General features: G+C 66.8%; 20 protein-coding genes. 13 read left to right on the forward strand and 7 right to left on the reverse strand.

What is annotated here, in order from left to right:
* Positions 1–13: 13 nt before the first annotated feature.
* Positions 14–673 carry a response regulator transcription factor gene (locus R2APBS1_RS07545; RefSeq protein ID WP_007509904.1) on the reverse strand — a complete coding sequence of 220 codons (660 nt, stop codon included), beginning with the start codon at positions 671–673 and terminating at the stop codon, positions 14–16.
* 197 nt (positions 674–870) lie between these two features.
* Between R2APBS1_RS07545 and R2APBS1_RS07550 the strand changes: the two genes are divergently transcribed.
* The 3 genes from R2APBS1_RS07550 to R2APBS1_RS07560 all read left to right on the forward strand — a co-directional run bounded on the left by R2APBS1_RS07550 (position 871) and on the right by R2APBS1_RS07560 (position 3790).
* Complete coding sequence (locus tag R2APBS1_RS07550) at positions 871–2616, forward strand: 3-hydroxybutyrate oligomer hydrolase family protein (protein WP_041676694.1); 1746 nt, start codon at positions 871–873, stop codon at positions 2614–2616.
* A 76-nt stretch (positions 2617–2692) separates the two neighbouring features.
* Entirely contained in the window at positions 2693–3202 is a 510-nt protein-coding gene (locus R2APBS1_RS07555) for a peptidylprolyl isomerase (protein WP_007509900.1), read from the forward strand.
* Positions 3203–3364: 162 nt separating this feature from the next.
* Positions 3365–3790: a YidB family protein gene (locus tag R2APBS1_RS07560; protein ID WP_007509897.1), complete on the forward strand. Its 426-nt coding sequence runs from the start codon at positions 3365–3367 to the stop codon at positions 3788–3790.
* A 39-nt stretch (positions 3791–3829) separates the two neighbouring features.
* Here R2APBS1_RS07560 and R2APBS1_RS07565 read toward each other — a convergent pair whose 3' ends face one another.
* On the reverse strand, positions 3830–4084 hold the full coding sequence (locus tag R2APBS1_RS07565; protein ID WP_007509895.1) for a GlsB/YeaQ/YmgE family stress response membrane protein: 255 nt from the start codon (positions 4082–4084) through the stop codon (positions 3830–3832).
* Positions 4085–4241: 157 nt separating this feature from the next.
* Between R2APBS1_RS07565 and R2APBS1_RS07570 the strand changes: the two genes are divergently transcribed.
* The 3 genes from R2APBS1_RS07570 (at position 4242) to prpE (ending at position 8561) form a co-directional block, all read left to right on the forward strand.
* Entirely contained in the window at positions 4242–5441 is a 1200-nt protein-coding gene (locus tag R2APBS1_RS07570; protein WP_015447464.1) for a pyridoxal phosphate-dependent aminotransferase, read from the forward strand.
* A gap of 91 nt (positions 5442–5532) precedes the next feature.
* Complete coding sequence (locus R2APBS1_RS07575) at positions 5533–6519, forward strand: malate dehydrogenase (RefSeq protein ID WP_015447465.1); 987 nt, start codon at positions 5533–5535, stop codon at positions 6517–6519.
* 149 nt (positions 6520–6668) lie between these two features.
* The gene (gene prpE, locus R2APBS1_RS07580; RefSeq protein WP_041676878.1) at positions 6669–8561 is read left to right on the forward strand and encodes a propionate--CoA ligase; all 1893 of its coding nucleotides are present in this window, start codon (positions 6669–6671) and stop codon (positions 8559–8561) included.
* 95 nt (positions 8562–8656) lie between these two features.
* Here the strand turns inward: prpE and ahpF are convergent, their stop codons facing one another.
* The 3 genes from ahpF to R2APBS1_RS07595 form a co-directional block, all read right to left on the reverse strand.
* Positions 8657–10267, reverse strand: coding sequence for an alkyl hydroperoxide reductase subunit F (gene ahpF, locus R2APBS1_RS07585; RefSeq protein ID WP_015447467.1), 1611 nt, complete (start codon positions 10265–10267; stop codon positions 8657–8659).
* Between the two features lie 132 nt (positions 10268–10399).
* Positions 10400–10963 (reverse strand): alkyl hydroperoxide reductase subunit C, encoded by a 564-nt coding sequence (gene ahpC / locus R2APBS1_RS07590; RefSeq protein ID WP_007509885.1) that lies wholly within the window; start codon positions 10961–10963, stop codon positions 10400–10402.
* Between the two features lie 181 nt (positions 10964–11144).
* Positions 11145–12461 carry a dicarboxylate/amino acid:cation symporter gene (locus R2APBS1_RS07595; RefSeq protein ID WP_015447468.1) on the reverse strand — a complete coding sequence of 439 codons (1317 nt, stop codon included), beginning with the start codon at positions 12459–12461 and terminating at the stop codon, positions 11145–11147.
* Positions 12462–12624: 163 nt separating this feature from the next.
* Here R2APBS1_RS07595 and prpB point away from each other — a divergent pair, with 163 nt between their 5' ends.
* The 3 genes from prpB (at position 12625) to R2APBS1_RS07610 (ending at position 15649) form a co-directional block, all read left to right on the forward strand.
* Positions 12625–13509: a methylisocitrate lyase gene (prpB, locus tag R2APBS1_RS07600; RefSeq protein ID WP_007509881.1), complete on the forward strand. Its 885-nt coding sequence runs from the start codon at positions 12625–12627 to the stop codon at positions 13507–13509.
* A 128-nt stretch (positions 13510–13637) separates the two neighbouring features.
* The gene (prpC, locus tag R2APBS1_RS07605) at positions 13638–14783 is read left to right on the forward strand and encodes a bifunctional 2-methylcitrate synthase/citrate synthase (RefSeq protein ID WP_015447469.1); all 1146 of its coding nucleotides are present in this window, start codon (positions 13638–13640) and stop codon (positions 14781–14783) included.
* 380 nt (positions 14784–15163) lie between these two features.
* Complete coding sequence (locus tag R2APBS1_RS07610) at positions 15164–15649, forward strand: hypothetical protein (RefSeq protein WP_235644683.1); 486 nt, start codon at positions 15164–15166, stop codon at positions 15647–15649.
* Positions 15650–15705: 56 nt separating this feature from the next.
* Here the strand turns inward: R2APBS1_RS07610 and R2APBS1_RS07615 are convergent, their stop codons facing one another.
* Positions 15706–16398 (reverse strand): TerC family protein, encoded by a 693-nt coding sequence (locus R2APBS1_RS07615; protein ID WP_007509875.1) that lies wholly within the window; start codon positions 16396–16398, stop codon positions 15706–15708.
* A 283-nt stretch (positions 16399–16681) separates the two neighbouring features.
* Between R2APBS1_RS07615 and R2APBS1_RS07620 the strand changes: the two genes are divergently transcribed.
* From R2APBS1_RS07620 to R2APBS1_RS07635, 4 genes are all read left to right on the forward strand, one after another.
* Positions 16682–18133, forward strand: coding sequence for a bifunctional 2-methylcitrate dehydratase/aconitate hydratase (locus R2APBS1_RS07620; protein WP_007509873.1), 1452 nt, complete (start codon positions 16682–16684; stop codon positions 18131–18133).
* Positions 18134–18498: 365 nt separating this feature from the next.
* The gene (locus R2APBS1_RS07625; protein ID WP_007509871.1) at positions 18499–19623 is read left to right on the forward strand and encodes an OmpA family protein; all 1125 of its coding nucleotides are present in this window, start codon (positions 18499–18501) and stop codon (positions 19621–19623) included.
* Positions 19624–19716: 93 nt separating this feature from the next.
* Entirely contained in the window at positions 19717–21057 is a 1341-nt protein-coding gene (locus R2APBS1_RS07630) for an IS4 family transposase (RefSeq protein ID WP_015447470.1), read from the forward strand.
* 102 nt (positions 21058–21159) lie between these two features.
* Entirely contained in the window at positions 21160–21948 is a 789-nt protein-coding gene (locus R2APBS1_RS07635) for a pseudouridine synthase (protein WP_015447471.1), read from the forward strand.
* A 69-nt stretch (positions 21949–22017) separates the two neighbouring features.
* Here R2APBS1_RS07635 and kbl read toward each other — a convergent pair whose 3' ends face one another.
* Entirely contained in the window at positions 22018–23217 is a 1200-nt protein-coding gene (kbl, locus tag R2APBS1_RS07640; RefSeq protein WP_015447472.1) for a glycine C-acetyltransferase, read from the reverse strand.
* Positions 23218–23238 lie beyond the last annotated feature (21 nt).

Here is a 23238-nt window from a genome sequence, read left to right on the forward strand (position 1 = left end):
TCGATTGAGGCGTCTACAGCGCCCGGCCCGGCTCGCCCAGCTCCAGCGACTTCAGCAGCATCCCCGCCTGCGTGCGGTTCCGCACCCGCAGCTTCTCGAAGATCGCGGTGACGTGCGCCTTCACGGTGCGCTCCTGGATGCCCAGTCGGTCGGCGATCTGCTTGTTGAGCAGGCCCTCGGCGAGCAGGGCGAGCACGCGGGACTGCTGCTCGGTGAGGCGGGCGAGGCGGCCGGCGAGGTCGGCGTCGGCCGGATCGGCGGGCAGGGCGGCGACGGCCTCGGCCAGAGCGGGCGGCAGCCAGCGGCCGCAGTCGAGCACGCTGCAGATCGCCGCGCCGATCTCGGCGGGGCTGGCGCTCTTGGGGATGAAGCCGGCGGCGCCGTGGTCGAGCACGCGGCGCACGATGCGCGGGTCGTCGTGGGCGGAGACCACCAGCACCGCCACGCCGGGATGCTGGCCGCGCAGCGTGGCCAGCCCGGACAGGCCGCGGCTGCCCGGCATGTGCAGGTCGAGCAGGACCAGGTCGGTGTCCGGCTCGGCGGCCAGCGCGGCGAGTACCGCGGGCAGGTCGGCCGCTTCGCGCACGCTGCAGTTGCCGAGGTTCTCGCTCGCCGCCAGACGCAGCGCGGCGCGGAACAGCGGGTGGTCGTCGGCAATCAGCAGATTCGTCATGCAGTTGAAGTTAGCCGGCGGTGCGCGCCGCGTCGAGTTCGCCGCACGGACTTTCGTACGATGGCAGCCGCCGCCGCGCTTGCTATGGTGGCTGCATGAAGACATCCACCCGCCATTCGCCGCTGCTGTTCTTGTTCGCGCTGGCATCCGTCATGCTGTCGGCTTGTGCCAGCCACGGGACGAGGAAGGTATCCACCATGCATGAAGTTGATTACGGCCAGGTGCGGGTGACCGAGCACCGTAGCCACGACGACCTGTTGAGCGCCGGCCTGGGCCTGGCCGGGCTGGCCGGGCCGCTGTCACCATTCGCCAACCCGCTGGATCCCGCCGCGGAAGAGCTGCGCCGACGCGCGATCCAGACCAGCTGGAAGGGCATCGCCGACCTCGGCCCGCTGGGCGGCTACGGCAGCGTGTACGGCGGCGTGCCGGACGTGCCGGGGCGCGAATACCAGGCGTTCGCGCGCATCCCCGGCGCGCGCTCGCCGCATCGCGTGCTGCTGCAGTTGCCGGACGGCTTCGACCGGCACAAGCGTTGCCTGGTGGTGACCGCCTCGTCCGGTTCGCGCGGCATCTACGGCGCGATCGCGCTGGCCGGCGCCTGGGGCCTGCCGCATGGCTGCGCGGTGGCCTATACCGACAAGGGCACCGGCGCGGGCTACTTCGATTATGCCGACGACAGCGGCGTGGCGCTGGACGGCCGCCGCGCCAAACGCGGCGAGGCGGAGCTGGAATTCCAGCCGCCGCCGGCGTCGCCTGCTGCAGGCATTGCGATCAAGCATGCGCATTCGGGCGACAACCCGGAGGGCGACTGGGGCCGCCACGTGATCCAGGCGGCGCAGTTCGCCCTGGCCATGCTCGATCGCGCGTTCCCTGCCGAGGCGCCGTTCACCCCGCAGAACACGAAGATCATCGCCGTCGGCATCTCCAACGGCGGCGGCGCCGTGCTGCAGGCGGCGGGGCTGGACCAGGAACATTTTTTCGCCGGCGTGGTGGCGCTGGAACCAAACGTGCACGTGCAGGACCGCGGCCGCGCGCTGTACGACTACGCCACCGAGGCGGCGATCTGGCTGCCGTGCGCGCTGAGCGCGGAGGATTTCGCGGCGGTGCCGCTGGCGCGCGGGCCGCGCGGCGTGCCGTTGCCGGCCTGGCCGATCCGCTGCGCCAGCCTGCGCGCACAGGGCAAGCTCGGTGGCAACACCGTTATGGCGCAGGCGGAGCAGGCGCGGCAGTACCTGCGCGCGCGCGGCTGGACCGACGAGGCGATGCAGACGGCGGCCAGCACCACTGCCTTCGACCTGTGGCGGGTGATCGCGGCGGGTTATGCCTCGGCCTACCTGCGTCGCGGCGCCAGCGACATGCCGTGCGGCTTTCACTACGCGGCGCTCGGTGTGGGCGGGTTGCCGGGCATCGCCGATCCCGTCACGCGAGCGACCTGGTGGGCGGATGGTTCGGGCATTCCGCCGGGCAACGGCATCGGCCTGTTCGGCGGCATGAACGTCTCGACCGACCCCACCCTGATCGGCAGCGAATGCCTGCGCGCGCTGTGGACCGGCGACGACCACCAAGCGCAGATGCTGCATGCCTCGGTCGCGGCCACCGCGGCGCGGCTGCCGCGCAAGGATCTGCCGCTGTGGGTGCTGCACGGCGCCGGCGACGGCCTGCTGCCCACTGCGTTCAGCTCCGAGCCCTATGTGGCATGGCTGCGCGACGAAGGGCGCCGGCCGATCTACTGGAAGGTGCCGCACGCGCAGCACTTCGACGCCTTCCTCGTGCTGCCCGGTTTCGGCGAGCACTACGTGCCGCTGCTGCCGTATGGCTACACCGCGCTGGATCGGCTGTGGGCGTACCTGTATGAAGGCGCGACGTGGCCGCTCGACGCGCCGGTACCGGTCGCACGGCCGCGTGGGCCCGGCCTGCTGGAGCGCGCCGCGCTGGGTCTGTAGATATTGCTGGGTTATCCTTGACCGTCCGCGTGCTGGCGCTCCGGCGCGCAGCCGCCTTCAAACCCAAGGACTCGCGATGACCATCAATGTCACCTTCACCACCAACCGCGGCCCGATCCATCTGCGCCTGCACGAAGACAAGGCGCCGGTTACCGTCGCCAGCTTCGTCAATCTGGCCCGCCGCGGCTATTACGACGGCCTGTCGTTCCACCGCGTGATCGCCGATTTCATGATCCAGGGCGGTTGCCCCGAGGGCAGCGGTCGCGGCGGCCCGGGCTACAAGTTCGAGGACGAGTTCAATCCGTCGCTGCGCCACGACAAGCCGGGCGTGCTGTCGATGGCGAATGCCGGCCCGCGCACCAACGGCAGCCAGTTCTTCATCACCCACGGTCCGACGCCGTGGCTGGACGGCAAGCACAGCGTGTTCGGCGAGGTGGTCGACGCGGCCGACATGGACGTGGTCAACACGATCCGGCAGGGCGACACGATCGAGAAGGTCAGCGTGGACGGCGACGTCGACGCGCTGCTGGCGGCGCAGGCCGACCGCGTGGCGGAATGGAACGCGGTGCTCGACCGGCGCGGTTGAGCCGGGAACCCCCGGATCACAGGAAACCGCCGGCCGCCCGCCGGTGGTTTTTTTGTGGCCGTTCCCGGCGGGTCTTCACGTGGCGTTGTCATGGCGGATTTCCGGGCCGCTTATGATCGGCGGGCTGCGCATCCGATCCATCACCATCCAGGGAGAACGACGATGTCATTCCTCAATGATTTGCTCGGTGGCCAGGGACAACAGGGAGGGCAGGCCGGCGCCGGTTCACTGATTGCCGTCGCGGGGCAATTGATCGAGAAGGCAGGCGGCGTGCAGGGCCTGGTCGGCATGCTGCAGCAGCACGGGCTGGGCAGTGCGGTGCAGTCGTGGGTCGGCACCGGCGCGAACCAGCCGGTGTCGGGCGAGCAGCTGGGCCAAGCGCTGCAAAACGGCGGCCTGGGGTCGCTGGTACAAGAGGCCGCGGGCAAGCTGGGTGTGGATCCGAATGTCTTGCTGGGCGGGTTGTCGCAAGTGTTGCCGCATGCGGTCGACCACCTGACGCCGGACGGCAAGGTGCCGGCGCAGGGACAGGGCGGCGGCTTCGACCTGGGCATGCTCGAAGGGCTGGCCGGCAAGCTGCTCGGCTGAAAAATGCCCCGGTGGAGCCGGAATCCACCGGGGCAGCGCTCAGGCCGACTTTCGCTTGACCAGGTGATACAACAGCAGCAGCACGATGGCGCCGACCACCGAGGCGATGAAGCCGGCGGACTGCCCTGCCTGGTACCAGCCGAACACGTTCTGGCCGACCCAGGTCGCCAGCAGCGAACCGGCGATGCCGATGATGGCGGTGATGATGAAGCCGCCCGGGTCCTTGCCCGGCGTCAGCAGCTTGGCCACCAGGCCGACGACCAGTCCAATCACGAATACCCAAAGCCAGTGCATGCGGATCTCCTTTGCGATGAGGTCACGGTGCCCTTGGGACGGGCGCGCCCATCATGCCGTGGCCGTGTCGTCCTGGTGTGTACGGGCGGCGGCCAGCGCCGGGTTCGGGCGGCGTGATAAAATGCGCGCCTTTGTTTCCTCCCTGCGTGAGAAACCCATGCCCCAGCTCGCCCAGCGTGTCGGCCGCGCCAAACCCAGCGCGATCATGGTGATCGCCGAGAAGGCGAAGCAGCTCAAGGCTGCCGGCCGCGACATCATCAGCTTCTCCATCGGCGTGCCGAACTTCCTGCCCGGCGAGCACGTCTACGCCGCCGCGCGCGAGTCGCTCTCGCGCGATTCCGGCCAGTACGGCAGCAACCGCGGCGCCGAGGCGTTGCTGGACGCGTTCCTCAGGCACATCGAGGCGCTCGGCTTCAGCGGCTACACGCGGATGAACCTGTCTATCGGCATCGGCGCCAAGCAGGTGCTGTACAACCTGGCCGAGGCGCTGCTGGACGAGGGCGACGAGATCTGCTTCGCCGCGCCGTACTGGACCACCTACCGCGACATCGCCGACATCGTGGGCGCGAAGGTCCACGTGATGCACTGCGGGTCGGAGCAGAACTACAAGCTCACCCCGGCCCAGCTCGACGCCGCGCTGGCGCGCAAGCCGAAGGTGTTCCTGTTCAACAACCCGTCCAACCCGACCGGCATGGTCTACACCGCCGCGGAAATCGCCGCGCTGGCCGACGTGCTGGCGAAGCACCCGGATACCTGGGTGATCACCGACGACATCTACAACGCGATGGTGTTCGATGGGCTGGGCTACCACAACTTCGTGCACGCGCAGCCGGCGTTGCGCGAGCGGGTGATCTTCGTCGACTCGGTCTCCAAGACCTACGGCATGCCGGGCTGGCGCGTGGGCCTGCTGGCCGGGCCGGAGTCGGTGGCCAAGGCGGTCACCACGCTCAACTCCAACCACATCACCAGCCTGCCGGAAGTGATTACCGCGGCGGCGGTGGCGGCGCTTTCCGGCCCGCAGGACATTCCGCGGGCGAAATGCGCCGAGTTCGCCGACCGGCGCGATACCGTGTTCGCCGCACTCAGCGCCATCCCCGGCGTGGTCTGCCCGCGGCCGCAGGGTGCGTTCTACGCGTTTCCCGACATTTCCTCGGCGTTCGGCAAGAGCCATGGCGGCACCAGGATCACCAACGACGTGGAGTTCTGCGCCGCGCTGCTGGAAGCGAAGGGTGTCGCCTGCGTGCCCGGCTCCGCCTTCGGCGAGCCGCGCGCGATGCGCATTTCCTACACCTGCCCGGCGGCGCAGTTGCAGCCGGGCCTGCAACGCATCCAGCAGTTCTTTGCCGAGTTGACTTGAAAACCACCGGATCGGAAGCCGGGGCGGGAAACCGCCATCACGTGGCTCTTCCGATTCCCTCTTCCCGATTCCCCCTTCCCGGAGATTACAGATGAAAGCCCCCGTTCGAGTTGCCGTCACCGGTGCCGCTGGCCAGATCGGCTACGCCTTGCTGTTCCGCATCGCCGCCGGCGACATGCTCGGCCCCGACCAGCCGGTGATCCTGCACCTGCTGGAAATCACCCCGGCGCTGCCGTCGCTGCAGGGCGTGGTGATGGAGCTGAACGACTGCGCGTTCCCGACCCTGGCCGGCGTGGTCGCCACCGACGACGCCAATGTCGCGTTCAAGGACGTCGACTACGCACTGCTGGTCGGCGCCCGTCCGCGCGGCCCCGGCATGGAGCGCAAGGACCTGCTGGAGGCGAACGGCGCGATCTTCGGCCCGCAGGGCAAGGCGCTGAACGCGCACGCCAAGCGCGGCGTGCGGGTGCTGGTGGTGGGCAACCCGGCCAACACCAACGCTCTGATCGCCCAGCAGAACGCACCCGACCTGGATCCGAAGTGCTTCACCGCGATGGTCCGCCTCGACCACAACCGCGCCAAGAGCCAGCTCGCCGAGAAGACCGGCAAGCACAACACCGACGTGAAGAAGATGACGATCTGGGGCAACCACAGCTCCACCCAATACCCGGACCTGCACCACGCCTCCGTCGACGGCAAGAGCGCGCTGTCGCTGGTCGACCAGGCCTGGTACGAGAGTGATTTCATCCCCACCGTGCAGCAGCGCGGCGCGGCGATCATCAAGGCGCGCGGCGCTTCCTCCGCCGCCTCGGCCGCTTCGGCCGCGATCGACCACATGCGCACCTGGGCACTGGGCACGGCAGAGGGCGACTGGGTCTCGATGGGCATCCCGTCGGACGGTTCCTACGGCATCGCCCCGGGCGTGATCTACGGCTACCCGGTGACCGTGAAGAACGGCCAGTACGCCATCGTGCAGGGCCTGGAGATCAACGCGTTCTCGCGCGCCCGCATGGACGCCACCGACAAGGAACTGCGCGAGGAGCGCGCCGGCGTGGAGCACCTGTTCGCGAAGAAGTAAGCGCGCAAGTTCATTGCCGACGAAGGAGGGCGGCCATGGGCCGCCCTCCTTGTTTCTGCCTGGGGTCCTCGGTGACTACGACCATCGTCGCGATGATGCCGTCGCTGGGCTGGTCTAGGCTTGCGGCAACCAAGACCTGGAGTCCGCCCATACGCTACGAGGATTTCTACCGGCAGTCGATCGACGAGCCGGAGCAGTTCTGGGCCGAGCAGGCGCGGCTGATCCACTGGCATGTGCCGCCGCGGCAGATCCTTGACCAGTCGAACCCGCCGTTCCGGCGCTGGTTCGTCGGCGGCACCACCAACCTCTGCTACAACGCGATCGACCGGCACCTGGCCGAGCGGCCGGAACAGCTGGCGCTGGTGGCGATTTCCAGCGAAACCGGGATCACCCGCGAGTTCACCTACCGCCAGCTGCATCGCGAGGTGAACACGTTTGCCGCGGTGCTGCAATCGCTGGGCGTGGGCAAGGGCGACCGCGTGGTGATCTACCTGCCGAACATCGCCGAGGCGGTGTTCGCGATGCTGGCCTGCGCGCGCATCGGCGCGATCCACTCGGTGGTGTTCGGCGGTTTCGCCGCGCACAACCTGGCGCTGCGCATCGACGATGCGCAGCCGAAGCTGCTGGTCTGCGCCGACGCCGGCATGCGCGCGGACAAGGTGATTCCGTACAAGCCGCTGGTCGACGCGGCGCTTGACGAGGCCTCGGCACCGCCGCCGCATGTGCTGATCGTCGATCGCAAGCTGGACCCGCAGATGACCCGGGTGGCCGGGCGCGACCTCGACTACGCCGAGCTGCGCGCGCAGCACGAGGATGCCGAGGTGCCGGTGGTGTGGCTGGAATCGAACGAGCCGAGCTACCTGCTGTACACCTCCGGCACCACCGGCAAGCCGAAGGGCGTGCAGCGCGACGTGGGTGGGTACGCGGTGGCGATGGCACTGTCGATCCGCACCGTGTTCGACATCGCGCCGGGACAGGTGATGTTCGCCACCTCGGACGTGGGCTGGGCGGTGGGGCATTCCTACAACGTCTACGGTCCGCTGATCGGCGGCGCCACCTCGCTGCTGTACGAGGGCCTGCCCACGCGACCGGATGCAGGCATCTGGTGGCAGCTGTGCGAGCGCTACAACGTGCGCACCATGTTCTCCTCGCCCACCGCGATCCGCGTGCTGAAGAAGCAGGACGAGAGCTGGCTGAAGAAGTACGACCTGTCGAAGCTGAAGTGGCTGTTCCTCGCCGGCGAACCGCTGGACGAGCCGACCGCGCAGTGGATCACCACCGCGCTCGGCGTGCCGGTGATCGACAACTACTGGCAGACCGAAACCGGCTGGCCGGCGATCACCTTGATGCCGGGGCTGGAGCTGAAGACGGTGAAGTTCGGCTCGCCCGGCCTGCCGGCGCCGGGCTACCGGATGAAGGTGATCGACGAGAATACCGGCAAGGAAGTGCCGGCCGGCAGCAAGGGTGTGCTGGTGTTCCAGCTGCCGCTGCCGCCCGGTTGCCTGACCACCGTGTGGCGCGACGACGCCCGCTACGTGCACAGCTACTTCAGCCACTTCCGCGAGCTGTTGTACAGCTCGCTGGACTGGGCCGTTCGCGACGAGGACGGCTACACCTTCGTGCTCGGCCGCACCGACGACGTGATCAACGTGGCCGGGCACCGCCTGGGCACGCGCGAGATCGAGGAGTCGGTGGCCAGCCACCCGGCAGTGGCCGAGGCGGCGGTGATCGGCGTGAAGGACGAGCTGAAGGGGCAGGTGCCGATCGTGTTCGCCACGCTCAAGCAGGACGCCGGCGACGGTGCCCATGCGGTGGCGCAGGCGATGCAGCAGCGCGTGGTCGACCAGCTCGGCGGCGTGGCGAAACCGTCACGCGTCTACGTGGTGAACGCGCTGCCGAAGACCCGTTCCGGCAAGCTGTTGCGCCGCTCGCTGCAGGCACTGGCGGAGCAGCGCGACCCGGGTGATTTGTCCACGCTGGACGATCCGGGTGCGCTCGACGATATCCGTCGTGCGCTGGAGCGTGGCCCCGATCAGGGCTGATGGCTTCGTGCACGAGCGTACCCCGTGCGCGATGCTTTTCGTCACGTGACAAAGGGCGATCGCGCACGGGGTGTGCTCCTGCGGATATTGCCTGATCAGGCGGCGACCGCTTCCTTCCTGTTTTCCGTGGTGGCCAGCGGGCTGCGGATCAGGTGGTCGAACGCACTCAGCGCAGCGGTGGAACCGGCACCCATCGCGATCACGATCTGCTTGTACGGCACCGTGGTGGCGTCGCCGGCGGCGAACACGCCGGGCAGCGAGGTCTGGCCGCGCGCGTCGATCACGATCTCGCCGCGCGGGCTGAGTTCCAGCGTGCCTTTCAGCCACTCGGTGTTCGGCAGCAGGCCGATCTGCACGAAGATGCCTTCCAGCGCGAGGCTGTGCATCACGCCGTCGGTGCGGTCCTTGTAGACCAGGCCGGTGACCTTCTGCCCGTCGCCCAGCACTTCGGTGCTCTGCGCACTGACGATCACGTCGACGTTGGGCAGGCTGCGCAGCTTGCGCTGCAGCACCTCGTCCGCACGCAGCTTGCCGTCGAACTCGAGCAGGGTGACGTGGGCCACGATGCCGGCCAGGTCGATCGCCGCCTCCACGCCGGAGTTGCCGCCGCCGATCACCGCCACGCGCTTGCCCTTGAACAGCGGGCCGTCGCAGTGCGGGCAGTAGGCCACGCCCTTGTTGAGGTATTCCTCTTCGCCGGGTACGTCCATCTGCCGCCAGCGCGCGCCGGTGGAGAGGATCACCGTCTTCGACTTCAGCGCGGCGCCGTTGGCCAGTTGCACCTCGATCAGGCCGCCGGGTTCGCCCGGGGGCACCAGCTTCTCGGCGCGCTGCAGGTTCATGATGTCCACGTCGTAGTTCTTGACGTGCTGCTCCAGCGCTGTGCCCAGCTTCGGGCCTTCGGTGTAGTCGACCGAGACGAAGTTCTCGATCGCCATGGTGTCCAGCACCTGGCCACCGAAGCGCTCGGCCGCCACGCCGGTGCGGATGCCCTTGCGTGCGGCGTAGATCGCCGCCGCGGCGCCGGCCGGGCCGCCGCCGACGACGAGCACGTCGAACGCGTCCTTGGCCGCGATCTTCCCGGCCTCGCGGGCACTGGCGCCGGTGTCGAGTTTCGCCACGATCTGTTCCAGGCTCATGCGGCCCTGGCCGAACACCTCGCCGTTGAGATAAACGGTTGGCACCGACATGATCTGGCGCGCTTCGACCTCGTCCTGGTACAGCGCGCCGTCGATGGCGACGTGCCGGATCTTTGGATTCAGCACGCTCATCAGGTTCAGCGCCTGCACCACGTCCGGGCAGTTCTGGCAGGACAGCGAGAAATAGGTCTCGAAGCGGAATACGCCATCAGGGGCCGGGCCGTCGAGATTCTTCACCTGCTCGATCACGTCGGCCGCGACCTTGGACGGATGGCCGCCGACCTGCAGCAGGGCCAGCACGAGCGAGGTGAATTCGTGGCCCAGCGGAATGCCGGCGAAGCGCACGCCGATGTCGGTGCCGACGCGGTTGATCGCGAACGAGGGCTTGCGCTGGTCGTCGTCGCGGCGGACCAGGCTGATCCGGTCGGACAGCGCGGCGATTCCCTCGAGCAATTCGTTCAGTTCGGCGGACTTGGCGCTGTCGTCCAGGGACGCAACGATCTCGATCGGCTGCGTGACCTTTTCCAGATAGGCCTTCAACTGGGTCTTGAGGTTGGCATCCAACATGGCGGGCTCCGTGGGTTTCTTCGGGGTGTGCGTGGCGAGCACCCGGGCGGACCCGGGCGTCGCTTCATGCTTGTGTTCCGGTAGTGCGGGCCCGGAAGAACTCCGGGCCCGCGGCGCATGGCGCGGTGATGCTTAGATCTTGCCGACCAGGTCCAGCGACGGCGCCAGGGTCTTCTCGCCTTCCTTCCACTTGGCCGGGCACACTTCGCCCGGGTGGCTGGCGACGTACTGCGCGGCCTTGACCTTGCGCAGCAGTTCCTTGGCGTCGCGGCCGATGCCGCCGGCGGTGATCTCGACGATCTGGATCTTGCCCGACGGGTCGATCACGAAAGTGCCGCGATCGGCCAGGCCGGCTTCCTCGATCATCACTTCGAAGTTGCGACTGATCGTGCCGGTGGGGTCGCCGACCATGGTGTACTGGATCTTCTTCACCGCGTCGGAGGTGTCGTGCCAGGCCTTGTGCGCGAAGTGGGTGTCGGTGGACACCGAGTAGATCTCCACGCCCAACTGCTGGAACTCGGCGTAGTTGTCGGCCAGGTCTTCCAGTTCGGTCGGGCAGACGAAGGTGAAGTCGGCCGGGTAGAAGAACACGACCGACCACTTGCCCTTCAGGTTGGCGTCGGTGACTTCAATGAACTGGCCGGCCTTGAGGGCCTGGGCCTTGAACGGTTTCACTTCGGTGTTGATCAGGGACATCGTTGCTTGCTTCCCGTGGTGGTTGGAGGATGGAGGAATGCTACGGCCTGCGATTTCATAAATCTAATTGATTGTCGACATGGTTGCGATTGGCCGTAGCTATCGTTCGGCCATCCATGATGGTGAGGCCGGGCGGGGCAGCTTCAAGGCCCCGCCGCCCGGCCGCGCCACGTGCGAGGAGTTACGGCGCGGCCGCGAGCCGCTCGCGCAGTTGGTGGTCGACCACCGTGGCGGTGACGATGTCGCTGCCCACGTTCACCGTGGTGCGCATCATGTCGAGGATGCGATCGACGCCGATGATGATGCCGATGCCCTCCGGCGGAATGCCGAACGTGGCCAGCAGGCCGGCGATCATCGGCAGCGAACCGCCCGGGATGCCGGCCACGGCCACCGCGCTGAGCACCGACAGCAGCATCAGGATGGCCTGGTGGCTCAGGGTGAGTTCCACGCCGAACGCCTGGGCCACGAACAGCACCACGCAGCCCTCGAACAACGCGGTGCCGCTCATGTTCATGGTGGCGCCCAGTGGCAGCACGAAGCCGGCCGTGCTAGGCGCCAGCTTCAGCTCGTCGTGCGCCACCGCCAGCGAGGCGGGCAGGCAGGCGTTGCTGGAGCTGGTCGAGAACGCGGTGATCAGCAGCGGCCGGATCTGCCGGAAATACTCCGGTGGCGAGCGCCCGGCCAGGAAGCGCAGCCACAGCGACATGGTGCCGAACAGGTGCAGCGCCAGCGCCACGGCGCAACCGACCACGAACACCGAAAGCGCCAGCAGCACGTCCACGCCAACCTTGACGATCACGCTGTAGATCATCGCCGGCACCGCGTACGGCGCCAGTTCCAGCGCGAAGCCGACGATCTTCGTCATCAGGTCGGTGATGGTATCCAGCGCGACCTGCACGCGCTTGCGCTCCTTCTCGCGCAACTGGGTGGCGGCCGCGCCGACCAAGATCGCGAACACGATCAGCGGCAGCACGTCGCCCAGCGCGTCGCGGCTGGGGCCGGCCACCGCGCCGAGCAGGTTGCGCGGCATGAACATCTCCACCAGCGTGCCGAAACTCATGCCGGGCTGGGCCGCCTTCCTGTCGATCGACTGCTGCGCGCTGCCGCCATATTCCTGCATCAGCTGGATGCGCGCCTGCTCGTCCAGGTGGTGGCCCGGCTGCACCGTGTTCATCATCGCCAAGCCGATCGCCACGGCGATGCCCATATTGAGGAAGAACAGCAGGAAGGTCCGGCCAGCCAGCGGGCCGAGCCGGTCCAGCCGGCCGAGCTGGGCCACGCCGGAGGCCAGCGAGGTGAACACCAGCGGGATCACCACGAAGAACAGCATGCGCAGGAAGATCTGCCCGAACGGGTCGAACACCGCGCCGGACACCTTCTGCATCAGTGCCAGCGTGGGCGGGTGCAGTTGGCCGATGCCCAGCGTGACCACGGCGGCCAGCACGCCGATCACCAGGCCCCAAAGGATGCGTTTTGCGAGAGGAGTCGATGTGCTCATCCGGCTGAATGTACGGGGTGGCGGCGGATTCGTCACGCAGGAACTTGCGTCGCGGCATGGGCTCAGCCGGACCGGTGCCGTGGCGGCTCGTCGCGCATGGCGGAAGGTCCAATCCCGGCCACGGACTGGCATGGGCTAAAATGACCGCTTTGATGGAGGCCACATGACACAGCCAGCATCTCCCGGCGCACGTTTTCGCGCCGCCGTCGCCGCCGAACAGCCCCTGCAGGTGATGGGCGCGATCACCGCCTACGCCGGCCTGATGGCCAAGCGGGTCGGCTACAAGGCGTTGTACCTGTCCGGCGGCGGCGTGGCCGCCAATTCGCTGGGCATGCCCGACCTGGGCATCAGCACGATGGAAGACGTGCTCACCGACGCGCGGCGCATCGTCGATGCCACGCAGCTGCCGCTGCTGGTCGACATCGACACCGGCTGGGGCGGCGCCTTCAACATCGCGCGCGCGATCCGTTCCTTCATCAACGTCGGCGTGGCCGCGGTGCACATCGAGGACCAGGTCGGCCAGAAGCGTTGCGGCCATCGTCCGGGCAAGGAAGTGGTGCCGAAGGAGGAGATGGTCGATCGCGTGAAGGCGGCGGTGGATGCGCGCACCGAGCCGGGCTTCGTGATCATGGCGCGCACCGACGCGGCGGCAAAGGAGGGCATCGACGCGGCGATCGAGCGCGCGGTGGCCTACGTCGAGGCCGGCGCCGACATGATCTTCCCCGAGGCGATGAGGACGCTGGACGACTACCGCAAGTTCAAGGCCGCGGTGAAGGTGCCGATCCTGGCCAACCTCACCGAGTTCGGCTCCACTCCGTTCTTCACCACCGACGAATTGCGCGAAGCCGGCGTGGACATCGCGCTGTACTGCTGCGGCGCCTACCGCGCGATGAACAAGGCCGCGCTGAACTTCTACGAGACCGTGCGCCGCGAAGGCACCCAGAAGAACATCATCGACACCCTGCAGACGCGCGAGCAGCTGTACGACTTCCTCGGCTACCACGCCTACGAGGACAAGCTCGACTCGCTGTTCTCGCAGAAGGGCTGAATGTCGTCACGGTAGGAGCCCGCTTGCGGGCGATGCTCTGCCTTGGGGGTGCATCAAAGCAAGAGCATCGCCCGCAAGCGGGCTCCTACCGAAATCGAAAGAACAAACCTGCACCCTGGAGATTTCCGATGAGCGAACAAGTCCTGCCCAAGGCCAAGAAATCCGTCGCCCTGTCCGGCGTGGCCGCGGGTAACACCGCGCTGTGTACGGTCGGCCGCAGCGGCAACGACCTGCATTACCGCGGCTACGACATCCACGACCTCGCGGCCAGGGGCTGCTTCGAGGAAGTGGCCTACCTGCTGGTGCACGGCGTGCTGCCGAACTGGACCGAGCTGCAGAACTACAAGGCCAAGTTGAAGCGCCTGCGCGGCCTGCCGGCGCCGGTGAAGGCCGCGATGGAGCTGCTGCCGGCCGCCACCCACCCGATGGACGTGTTGCGCACCGGCTGCTCGGTGCTCGGCACCGTGCTGCCGGAGAAGGACGACCACAACGTCACCGGCGCACGCGACATCGCCGATCGCCTGATGGCCAGCTTCGGCTCGATGCTGCTGTACTGGTACCACTTCAGCCACAACGGCAAGCGCATCGAGACCGAGACCGACGACGACTCGATCGCGGCGCACTTCCTGCACCTGCTGCATGGGCGCAAGCCGAGCGACCTGCACGCGCAGTCACTGGACAAGTCGCTGGTGCTGTACGCCGAGCACGAGTTCAACGCCTCGACCTTCGCCGCCCGCGTCATTGCCGGCACCGGTTCGGACATCTACTCGGCGATCACCGGCGCGATCGGCGCGCTGCGCGGGCCGAAGCACGGCGGCGCGAACGAGGTGGCGATGGAGATCATCGCGCGCTACCGCAACGCGAACGACGCCGAAGCCGACATCCGCGCCCGTGTCGAGAAGAAGGAAATCATCATCGGCTTCGGCCACCCGGTATACACCGTGTCCGACCCGCGCAACGAGATCATCAAGGAAGTCTCGCGCAAGCTGTGCACCGACGGCGGCAACCCGACCCTGTTCGACGTCTCCGAGCGGATCGAGAAGGTGATGGGCGAGCTCAAGAAGATGTTCCCGAACCTCGACTGGTTCTCGGCCAGCGCGTACCACATGATGGGCGTGCCCACCGCGATGTTCACGCCGCTGTTCGTGATCGCGCGCACCTCCGGCTGGAGCGCGCACGTGATCGAACAGCGCCAGGACGGCAAGATCATCCGCCCCAGCGCGAACTACACCGGCCCGGAAGACCAGGCCTACGTGCCGATCGACAAGCGCTGAGCAGGGACTTTCCTGATACGCGAACGGGAGCCGCAAGGCTCCCTTTCCGTATCGGGGACGAAAAAATTCTTGAACCGAAACTGACTCGGCGCATGGCCACTTTCGGCCACGCGGAGCGCAGGGTTCTCGTGCCGTATCACTCCGGTTACAGGGTGTAAGCATCGTGTTGCCGGGTCGTCCGATGTCGCCGGGCGAAGCCGCCGCGCGGTTGGCGGGCATGGCGACAGGGAACCATGTTGCAGCGGTGAGTCAGCTCCCGGGTTCATGAGAATGAACCGGACTATCGTCCGTTGGTCGACTTGTCGCCCAGTGGGCTGATTTTTCTACGGTTCGCGCCGACGCAGACGGGGCTTTCCGAGTGGCCCGGGATTTGCGTCGAGGTGTTTGCTGCAAAGCAGGCAAGAAACAGGGGGCTGCCGCTGCAGTTGCCGACCGGCTCTGGCTTCTACGCGCTGCAGCCGGGAGTGACCTGGCTGTTCCCGTCCGACCCGGTGGTGTTCTTCGGCAACCTCAGTTACCTGCACGACTTCCCGCGCCACCATGTCAGCCGCACCGTGCTGCTCGGCGGCAAGGAGCCGCTGGGCACGGTGCAGGTGGGCGATATTGTCGATGTCAGCGTCGGCATGGGGCTGGCCCTGAACGACAAGGCGTCGATCAGCATCGGCTACGACCAGAGCTTCCTCGGCATCACCAAACAGAACGGCAAGACCGTGCCCGGTTCGGCCAGGAGCGTGCTGGGCACCTTGCTGATCGGTGGCTCCTATCGCTTCAGCGACAGGCGCAGCATGAACTTCACGCTCGGTGTCGGCGTGACCCGCGATACGCCCGACGCCACCGTGACGGTCAGGGTGCCGATGATGTATTGAGATCGGCTGCGTGATGTCCGTCGGGCGCGGCCCGGTGTCGAGGCATCCGGCGCGCCTCAGCCGGCGGACAGCTTCAGCAGGCGTCGGCGGCGGCGTTGCACCAGCCAGCCGCCGCCGCAGATGCCGATCACCGCCAGCGCGTCCAGCGCGTACTTCGCCCAGGCGTGCGCATCGAACCAGCCGCTGAGCAGATGGTCGTGGGCGATCATGCGCCCGGCCGTGATCGCGATCGCCGCGGCGCCGATGTACATGATGATGGGGAAGCGGTCGATCAGCTTCAGGATCAGGGTCGAGCCCCAGACCACCAGCGGCACGCTGATCAGCAAGCCGAGGATGACCAGCAGCAGGTGCCCCTTCGAGGCGCCGGCGATCGCCAGCACATTGTCCAGGCCCATCAGCGCGTCGGCGGCGATGATCGTGCGCAACGCACTCCAGAACGTGTTGCCGGCCTTGATGTCCGGGCCGTGCTCGTCGCCGTGGTTCAGCAGCTTCCAGGCGATCGGCAGCAGCAGCACGCCGCCGGCCAGCATCAGTCCCGGCAGCTTCAGCAGGTAGACCACCACGGCGGTCAGCGCGAAACGGACTGCGACGGCACCGAACGTGCCCCAGAACACTGCCTTCTTCTGCAGTTCCCGGGGCAGGCGACTGGCGGCCATGGCGATGACGATGGCGTTGTCGCCGGCCAGCACGAGGTCGAGCAGGACGATGGCCAGCAGGCCGGAGAAGAAGTCGGGAGCAGTGAAGTTCATGGATGTTTCCGTGCGCGTCGGACGATGCAGTGGCCACGGGCGCGCGCGGCCCGTGGCCACCGCAAAAGTCTCGTTCGCAGGACAACTGCCGGGTGACCGGAGCGATGCTTCGCTCGTGTTGACGATCACTGCACCGCGGCGGACAAGCCTGCCGCGGGAACTACTCCCTTTTGGGCGAGCGGGAATTGTCGGGGCGCGGCATGGTCGCGGTCAAGCGACGCACGGGAGATCCTCGCTCCCGTAGTCGGCTAAAATGGCAGTTTTCCCGCCGCGAGATTTCATCATGAGTGCGCACGACATCCGTTCCGCCGTCCGTCCCGATCCCGACCAGCCGCTGGTCGACATCGCCGATTACGTGGTCAACTACCAGATCGACTCCAAGGAGGCCTACGACACCGCGCGCTACATGCTGCTGGACTCGCTGGGCACCGCGATGCTGGCGATGAAGTTTCCCGAATGCGTGAAGCACCTCGGCCCGCTGGTGCCGGGCGCCACGCTGCCGGGCGGTGCACGCGTGCCGGGCACCAGCCACGAGCTGGATCCGGTGCAGGCCGCGTTCGCGATCGGCACGCAGATCCGCTGGCTCGATTTCAACGACACCTGGCTGGCGGCCGAGTGGGGCCATCCGTCTGACAACCTCGGCAGCATCCTGGCGGTGGGCGACTACCTCAGCCGCAAGGCGGAGCGCGAAGGCAGCCGGCCGCTGACCGTACGCGACGTACTGGGTTACGCCATCAAGGCGCACGAGATCCAGGGCTGCTACGCGCTGCTGAACAGCTTCAACCGGGTCGGCCAGGACCACGTGATCCTGGTGCGGCTGGCCTCCACTGCGGTGGCCACCGCCATGCTCGGCGGCGACAAGGAGCAGATCACCACCGCGGTGTCGCACAGCTGGATCGACAACGGTGCGTTGCGCACCTATCGCCATGCACCGAACACCGGCCCGCGCAAGAGCTGGGCCGCCGGCGACGCCTGCCGCCGCGCGGTGACCCATGCGATCAACGCGGTATATCGCGGCGTGGTCGGCTATCCGTCGGCGCTGTCGGCGAAGACCTGGGGCTTCTACGACGTGGCGTTCAAGGGCAAGCCGTTCGAATTCGAGCGCCCGTTCGGCAGCTACGTGATGGAGAACGTGCTGTTCAAGATCAGCTACCCGGCCGAATTCCACGCGCAGACTGCGGTGGAATGCGCGATGAAGCTGCACGACGAAGTCGCCGGCCGACTCGACCAGGTCGCGAAGATCGTCATCGAGACGCAGGAAGCCGGTTGCCGGATCATCGACAAGACCGGACCGCTGGCGAACTACGCCGACCGCGACCACTGCATCCAGTACATGGTGGCGGTGCCGCTGATCTTCGGTCGGCTGGTGGCCAGCGACTACAACGACGAGGTAGCTGCCGATCCCCGCATCGACGCACTGCGCGACCGGATGACGGTGGTCGAGAACCCGCAGTTCACGCGCGACTACTTCGATCCCGCCAGGCGCTATATCGGCAATTCGGTGCAGGTGTTCTTCAAGGATGGCAGCAGCACGGAAAAGGTCTCGATCGATTATCCGATCGGCCATCGCACGCGCCGCGCCGAGGGCATTCCGGTATTGCTGCGCAAGTTCGAGGCGGCCATGCGTGGCCATTTGCCGGCGCATCAGGTCCAGGCAATCATGGCGGCCGCGGAGAATCCGGCACGACTGGATGCAATGCCGCTGCATCATTTCCTGGGACTCTTCACATTGTAAAGACGACGTGAGTGGAAGATTAAGGCGGGGACGGAGTCGATTTGGAGGCTGTGTCCCTGCCACCCGTCTGCCATTCCGGCGATGTACGAACGCGACGACTGCATACACCCGGCCGGCACGGGTTTTTCCGAAGGATTCGGGCGTGCGCAAGCCAATGAGCTTTCCTGAACGGAGCTTCACCGGCAAAGGGTTCATTAGCGGTTGAAGCATTTCCTGCTTAACGATTTTGCTACAATCCCCGCCGCTTGCCGCATAAACGCCAAGCAGGGGCTATCGAAAGCTCTGAGTGACGTAGTTCAGTTCTGACGCGCGACTTCCGGTTAGGGTTGAACGGACGCGAAACCTAATAAATGAGGAGACACCTGATGAAACGTAAGGGCTTGTATTTTCTGATTGCGCTGGCCCTGGGCGGCGTAGGTGCCGTTCATGCGCAGGACACGGCTGCTCCCGCCGCTACCGAATCGGCTACCTCGTCCTCCTATGACGGGCGCTGGTATATCGCACCGACCGTGGGCGGTTATTACAACGATACCGACCGCAATACCAATAGCCGCCAGTTCTATTATGGCTTGGGCGTGGGTCGGTTCATTTCGCCGAATGCGTCGATTGATCTTTTCGCGGACCGCACCAAGCGCGATCGCGATTCCCAGGTCGGCGGCGGCAATTGGTCCAATAATGCCGTTGGCGCCGCCGTGCGTTTCTATGCGGGCGACTGGAACGCCTGGCGTCCGTACCTGCTGGCCGGCGTGATGGGCAGCAACCATCATTCGCGCGGTGACAGCGGCTGGTCCCCGGCGGCCGAACTGGGCGGCGGTGTGTCCAAGACGATCACCGACAGCTCCGACGTGCGCATCGAAGCCGGCTACCGCTACGACTGGGACAACAAGACCCAGCCGGCGCAGGACGGCTATGGCGACTGGTTCCTCGGCTTCAGCATCGTGTCGCGCTTCGGCGCTCCGGCTGCCGCCGCCCCGGCTCCGGTTGCGGCAACCCCGCCGCCGGCCGACTGCTCCACGAAGGACAGCGACGGCGACGGCGTCAATGATTGCGAAGACAAGTGCCCGGGCACGGCTGCCGGCACGATCGTCGGTCCGGATGGCTGCCCGCAGAAGGTCGTGATCGACCTGCGTGGCGTGAACTTCAAGTACGACCGCCCGAAGAAGGGCGAGACCGACATCTCGAAGTCGCTGGCCGAGCCGAGCGCCGATTCGATCGCCGTGCTGAACCAGGCCATCGACACCCTGCAGCGCTACCCGCAGGTGAAGGTGACGGTTGCCGGCTACACCGACTCGAAGGGCACCGACGAGTACAACCAGGCCCTGTCCGAGCGTCGCGCCTCGATCGTCTACAACTACCTGACCAGCCACGGCATCGCTGCCAGCCGTCTGGAAGGCCCGATCGGCCATGGCGAGAGCAACCCGATCGGTGACAACGCCACCGATGCCGGTCGTGCGCAGAATCGTCGCACGGAGCTGCAGGTTCAGCAGTAATCGGATCGCGGCAACACGCAATGAAAAAACCCGGCTTCGGCCTAATGCCAGTCAGTTAAGGTATTGACGAAGCCGGAACGACCCAAGAGGCTCATGGTTTTCCATGAGCCTCTTGCTTTGATCTCAGCCCTGCAAGCCAACTTTGATGCGGTAGGCGATCTGTCTCCCGCCGCGTTTGATCGTTTCAGCCAGCTCATTCCGGCCGCCTGGATCGAGCAAGCATTGCAAGCGACTGGCACGACGTCACTGCGCCGTCGACGTCTGCCGGCCGAGCGATTGATCTGGCTGGTCATCGGCTTAGCGCTGTTTCGCAACGAACCGATCTGGCACATCGTGCGTCAGTTGGGGCTGGCGTTGGGTACCGAGGCACAGGTCGTGCCTGTGCCGAGCGCTACGGTTCAAGGGCGCCAGCGACTGGGTGAAGCGCCGTTGGCCCATCTGTTCGATCAGCTCAGCCGCGCGTGGTGCACCGCACCGCTTCCGACGGCCGGGCTCTTCCACGGGCTTCGCCTGTTGGCGGTCGATGGCGTGGTGTGGTCGACGCCTGATACCGCCGAGCATCGTGATGTCTTCGGCGCAGGACGATCGCAGCACGGTGAAGGGAGTTGGCCGCAGGTGCGTGCGGTGTGCCTGATGGATGTTCATACGCACCTGATCCGGGCCGCCGCCTTCGGTGCCTATACGACCGGCGAGCTCAGCTACGCCCACGATCTGGTAACCGCGGCGCCCGATGACTCACTGACGATCTTCGACCGCGCCTACTATTCGGCGGCTTTCCTGCTGGCGTGGCAGCATGCGGGAGAGCAGCGGCACTGGCTGATGCGAGCCAAGTCCTCGTTGCGTTATGAGGTGATCCGTCCGCTCGGTGAAGGCGATGCGTGGGTGCGCCTGCCGGTCTCGCCGCAAGCCCGTCGCCAGCATCCGCAGCTGCCAACCTTCTGGGAGGCGCGTCTGATCCTCTGTCCTTCCGGTCGGCGCTACCTGACCTCGCTGGCCGATGCCGTTCGATATCCCGCCGATCAGGTGGCAGTGTGCTATCGCGAACGCTGGGAGATCGAACTGGGTTTTCGGGACATCAAGCAAGCCATGCAAGCCAACGACACCGTCTTGCGCAGCAAGCGACCGGAGCTGGTGCGGCAGGAAATCTGGGGGCTGCTGATCGCCTACAACCTGCTGCGCTGGGAAATGCACCAAACCGCTGGTGAGCTGGGCGTGCCACCGACCCGGCTCAGCTTCCAGGGGTTCACGCGCGCCATCGTGGCCGAGTTGCGATACGCCCCGCTGGAAACACCCGGCGCCTTTCCCAAACGACTCGCCCGCCTCCGACAGCAAGCCCACATCTATCTGTTGCCCGCACGACGACAACGATCTTGCCCCCGTGAAGTCAAACGCCGACCCCACAAATACCCCACGAAAAATGCCAGTCTGTCTTAACTGACTGGCATTAGGCTTCGGCCGGATTTTTTTTACTCGTCAGCCATCGATGCATGGTGCGCATCCTTGTCGTGCCGTGGTCGTGACCGATACGCTAGCGCGATGCCCCGTCCGCCTCCTTCTCGCGCTGTGCCTTCTGCTGCGTCCGCGCAGCCACCACGGCATGGGTTGGCCCGCGTGTTGTCCAAGCTGGGTGCCTGCTCGCGCAGCCAGGCCGAACAGTGGATCCGTGCCGGTCGCGTCAGCGTGGACGGGCGGGTGGTGCGCGATCCGTACCAGCCGACCTTGATCGATCGGCAGCAGGTTGCCGTCGATGGCCAGCCGGTGAAGTCGGCCGAATACGTCTATGTCGCCTTCAACAAGCCGCGCGGACTCGTGGTCAGTGCGGCCGACGAGCATGGCCGCGCCACCGTGTACACCGCGCTGGCGGCCGCCGGCCTGCCGTGGCTGGGGCCGGTGGGGCGGTTGGACAAGGCCAGCGAAGGCCTGCTGCTGCTGAGCAATGACACCACTTGGGCGGCCGGCATCACCGATCCGGCCACGCACCTGGACAAGACCTACCACGTGCAGGTGGCCGGCCAGCCGGATGCCGCGGTGCTGGCGGCGATGCTGACGGGTATCCACGAGGGTGGCGACCTGCTGAAGGCGCGCCGGGTCACGTTGCTGCGCGCGGGCGAGAAGAATGCCTGGCTGGAGGTGGTACTCGACGAAGGTCGCAACCGGCATATCCGCCGGTTGCTGGCGGCGCTGGGCTTCGATGTGCTGCGGCTGATCCGGGTGGCGATCGGGCCGCTGGTCCTGGGCGAACTGGTGAAGGGCCAGTGGCGCCGGCTGGGTGCCGACGAAGTGGGCGCACTCGACGCCCGCAAAGGCCGAGTGCCGTCCCTGTAGCGCAGGCATCGCCCGTCGCTCTTGCTGTCAAAAGCCGGCGGGCCGTGCCGTTGCGAAATGATGCAATCGTCAGTCGCCGATCACGCCCAGCTTCCGGGCCACCGTGGTGAAGGCGGCGATCGCGCGGTCGAGATGCTCGCGGGTATGCGCCGCGCTCATCTGCGTGCGGATGCGCGCCTGACCCTGCGGCACCACCGGGTAGAAGAAGCCGGTGACGTAGATGCCTTCCTCCAGCAGTGCAGTGGCCATCGCCTGCGCCTTCGGCGCGTCGTAGATCATCACCGGCACGATCGGATGCACGCCCGGCTTGATGTCGAATCCGGCGGCAGTCATCCGTTCGCGGAAGTAGCGCGTGTTTTCCTTGAGCTTCTCGCGCAGCTCGCCGGCGCTGGAAAGCATGTCGAACACCTTGATCGCGGCAGCCACCACGTGCGGCGGCAGCGAGTTGGAGAACAGGTAGGGGCGCGAGCGCTGGCGCAGCAGCTCGATCACTTCCTTGCGGCCGGTGGTGAAGCCGCCCAGCGCCCCGCCGAGCGCCTTGCCCAGCGTGCCGGTGAAGATGTCGATCTTGTCCATCACGCCGTTGACCTCGGCCGAGCCGCGGCCGCTGTCGCCGAGGAAGCCGGTGCAGTGGCATTCGTCGATGTGCACCATGGCGTCGTATTTCGCCGCCAGCGCGGTGATCTGGTCGAGCTTGGCGATGAAGCCGTCCATCGAGAACGCGCCGTCGGTCGAGATCAGCTTGGTGCGCGCGCCGGCCGCGTCGGCCGCCTGCAGCTGCTGCTCCAGGTCGGCCATGTCGCTGTTGGCGTAGCGGTAGCGTTTGGCCTTGCACAGACGGATGCCGTCGATGATCGAGGCATGATTCAACGCGTCGGAGATCACCGCGTCCTGCTCGCCCAGCAGCGGCTCGAACAGGCCGCCGTTGGCGTCGAAGCAGGCGGCGTAGAGGATGGTGTCCTCGGTACCGAAGAACGCGGCGATCTTCGCTTCCAGCTGCTTGTGCAGGTCCTGCGTGCCGCAGATGAAGCGCACGCTGGCCATGCCGAAACCGTGGCTGTCCAGCGCATCCTTGGCGGCCTGGATTACCGCAGGATGGTCGGCCAGGCCGAGGTAGTTGTTGGCGCAGAAGTTCAACACCTTGCGGCCGCCTTCCAGCTCGATCTCGGCGGATTGCGGCGAGACGATGATGCGCTCGGCCTTGAACAGGCCCTGGTCGCGGATGGCGTCGAGTTCGCTGGCGTAGCGCGCCTTGGCTGAGTAGCTCATGGGGGATTCCGGCCGGTGGGC

The organism is Rhodanobacter denitrificans (assembly GCF_000230695.2).
GTDB lineage: Bacteria > Pseudomonadota > Gammaproteobacteria > Xanthomonadales > Rhodanobacteraceae > Rhodanobacter > Rhodanobacter denitrificans.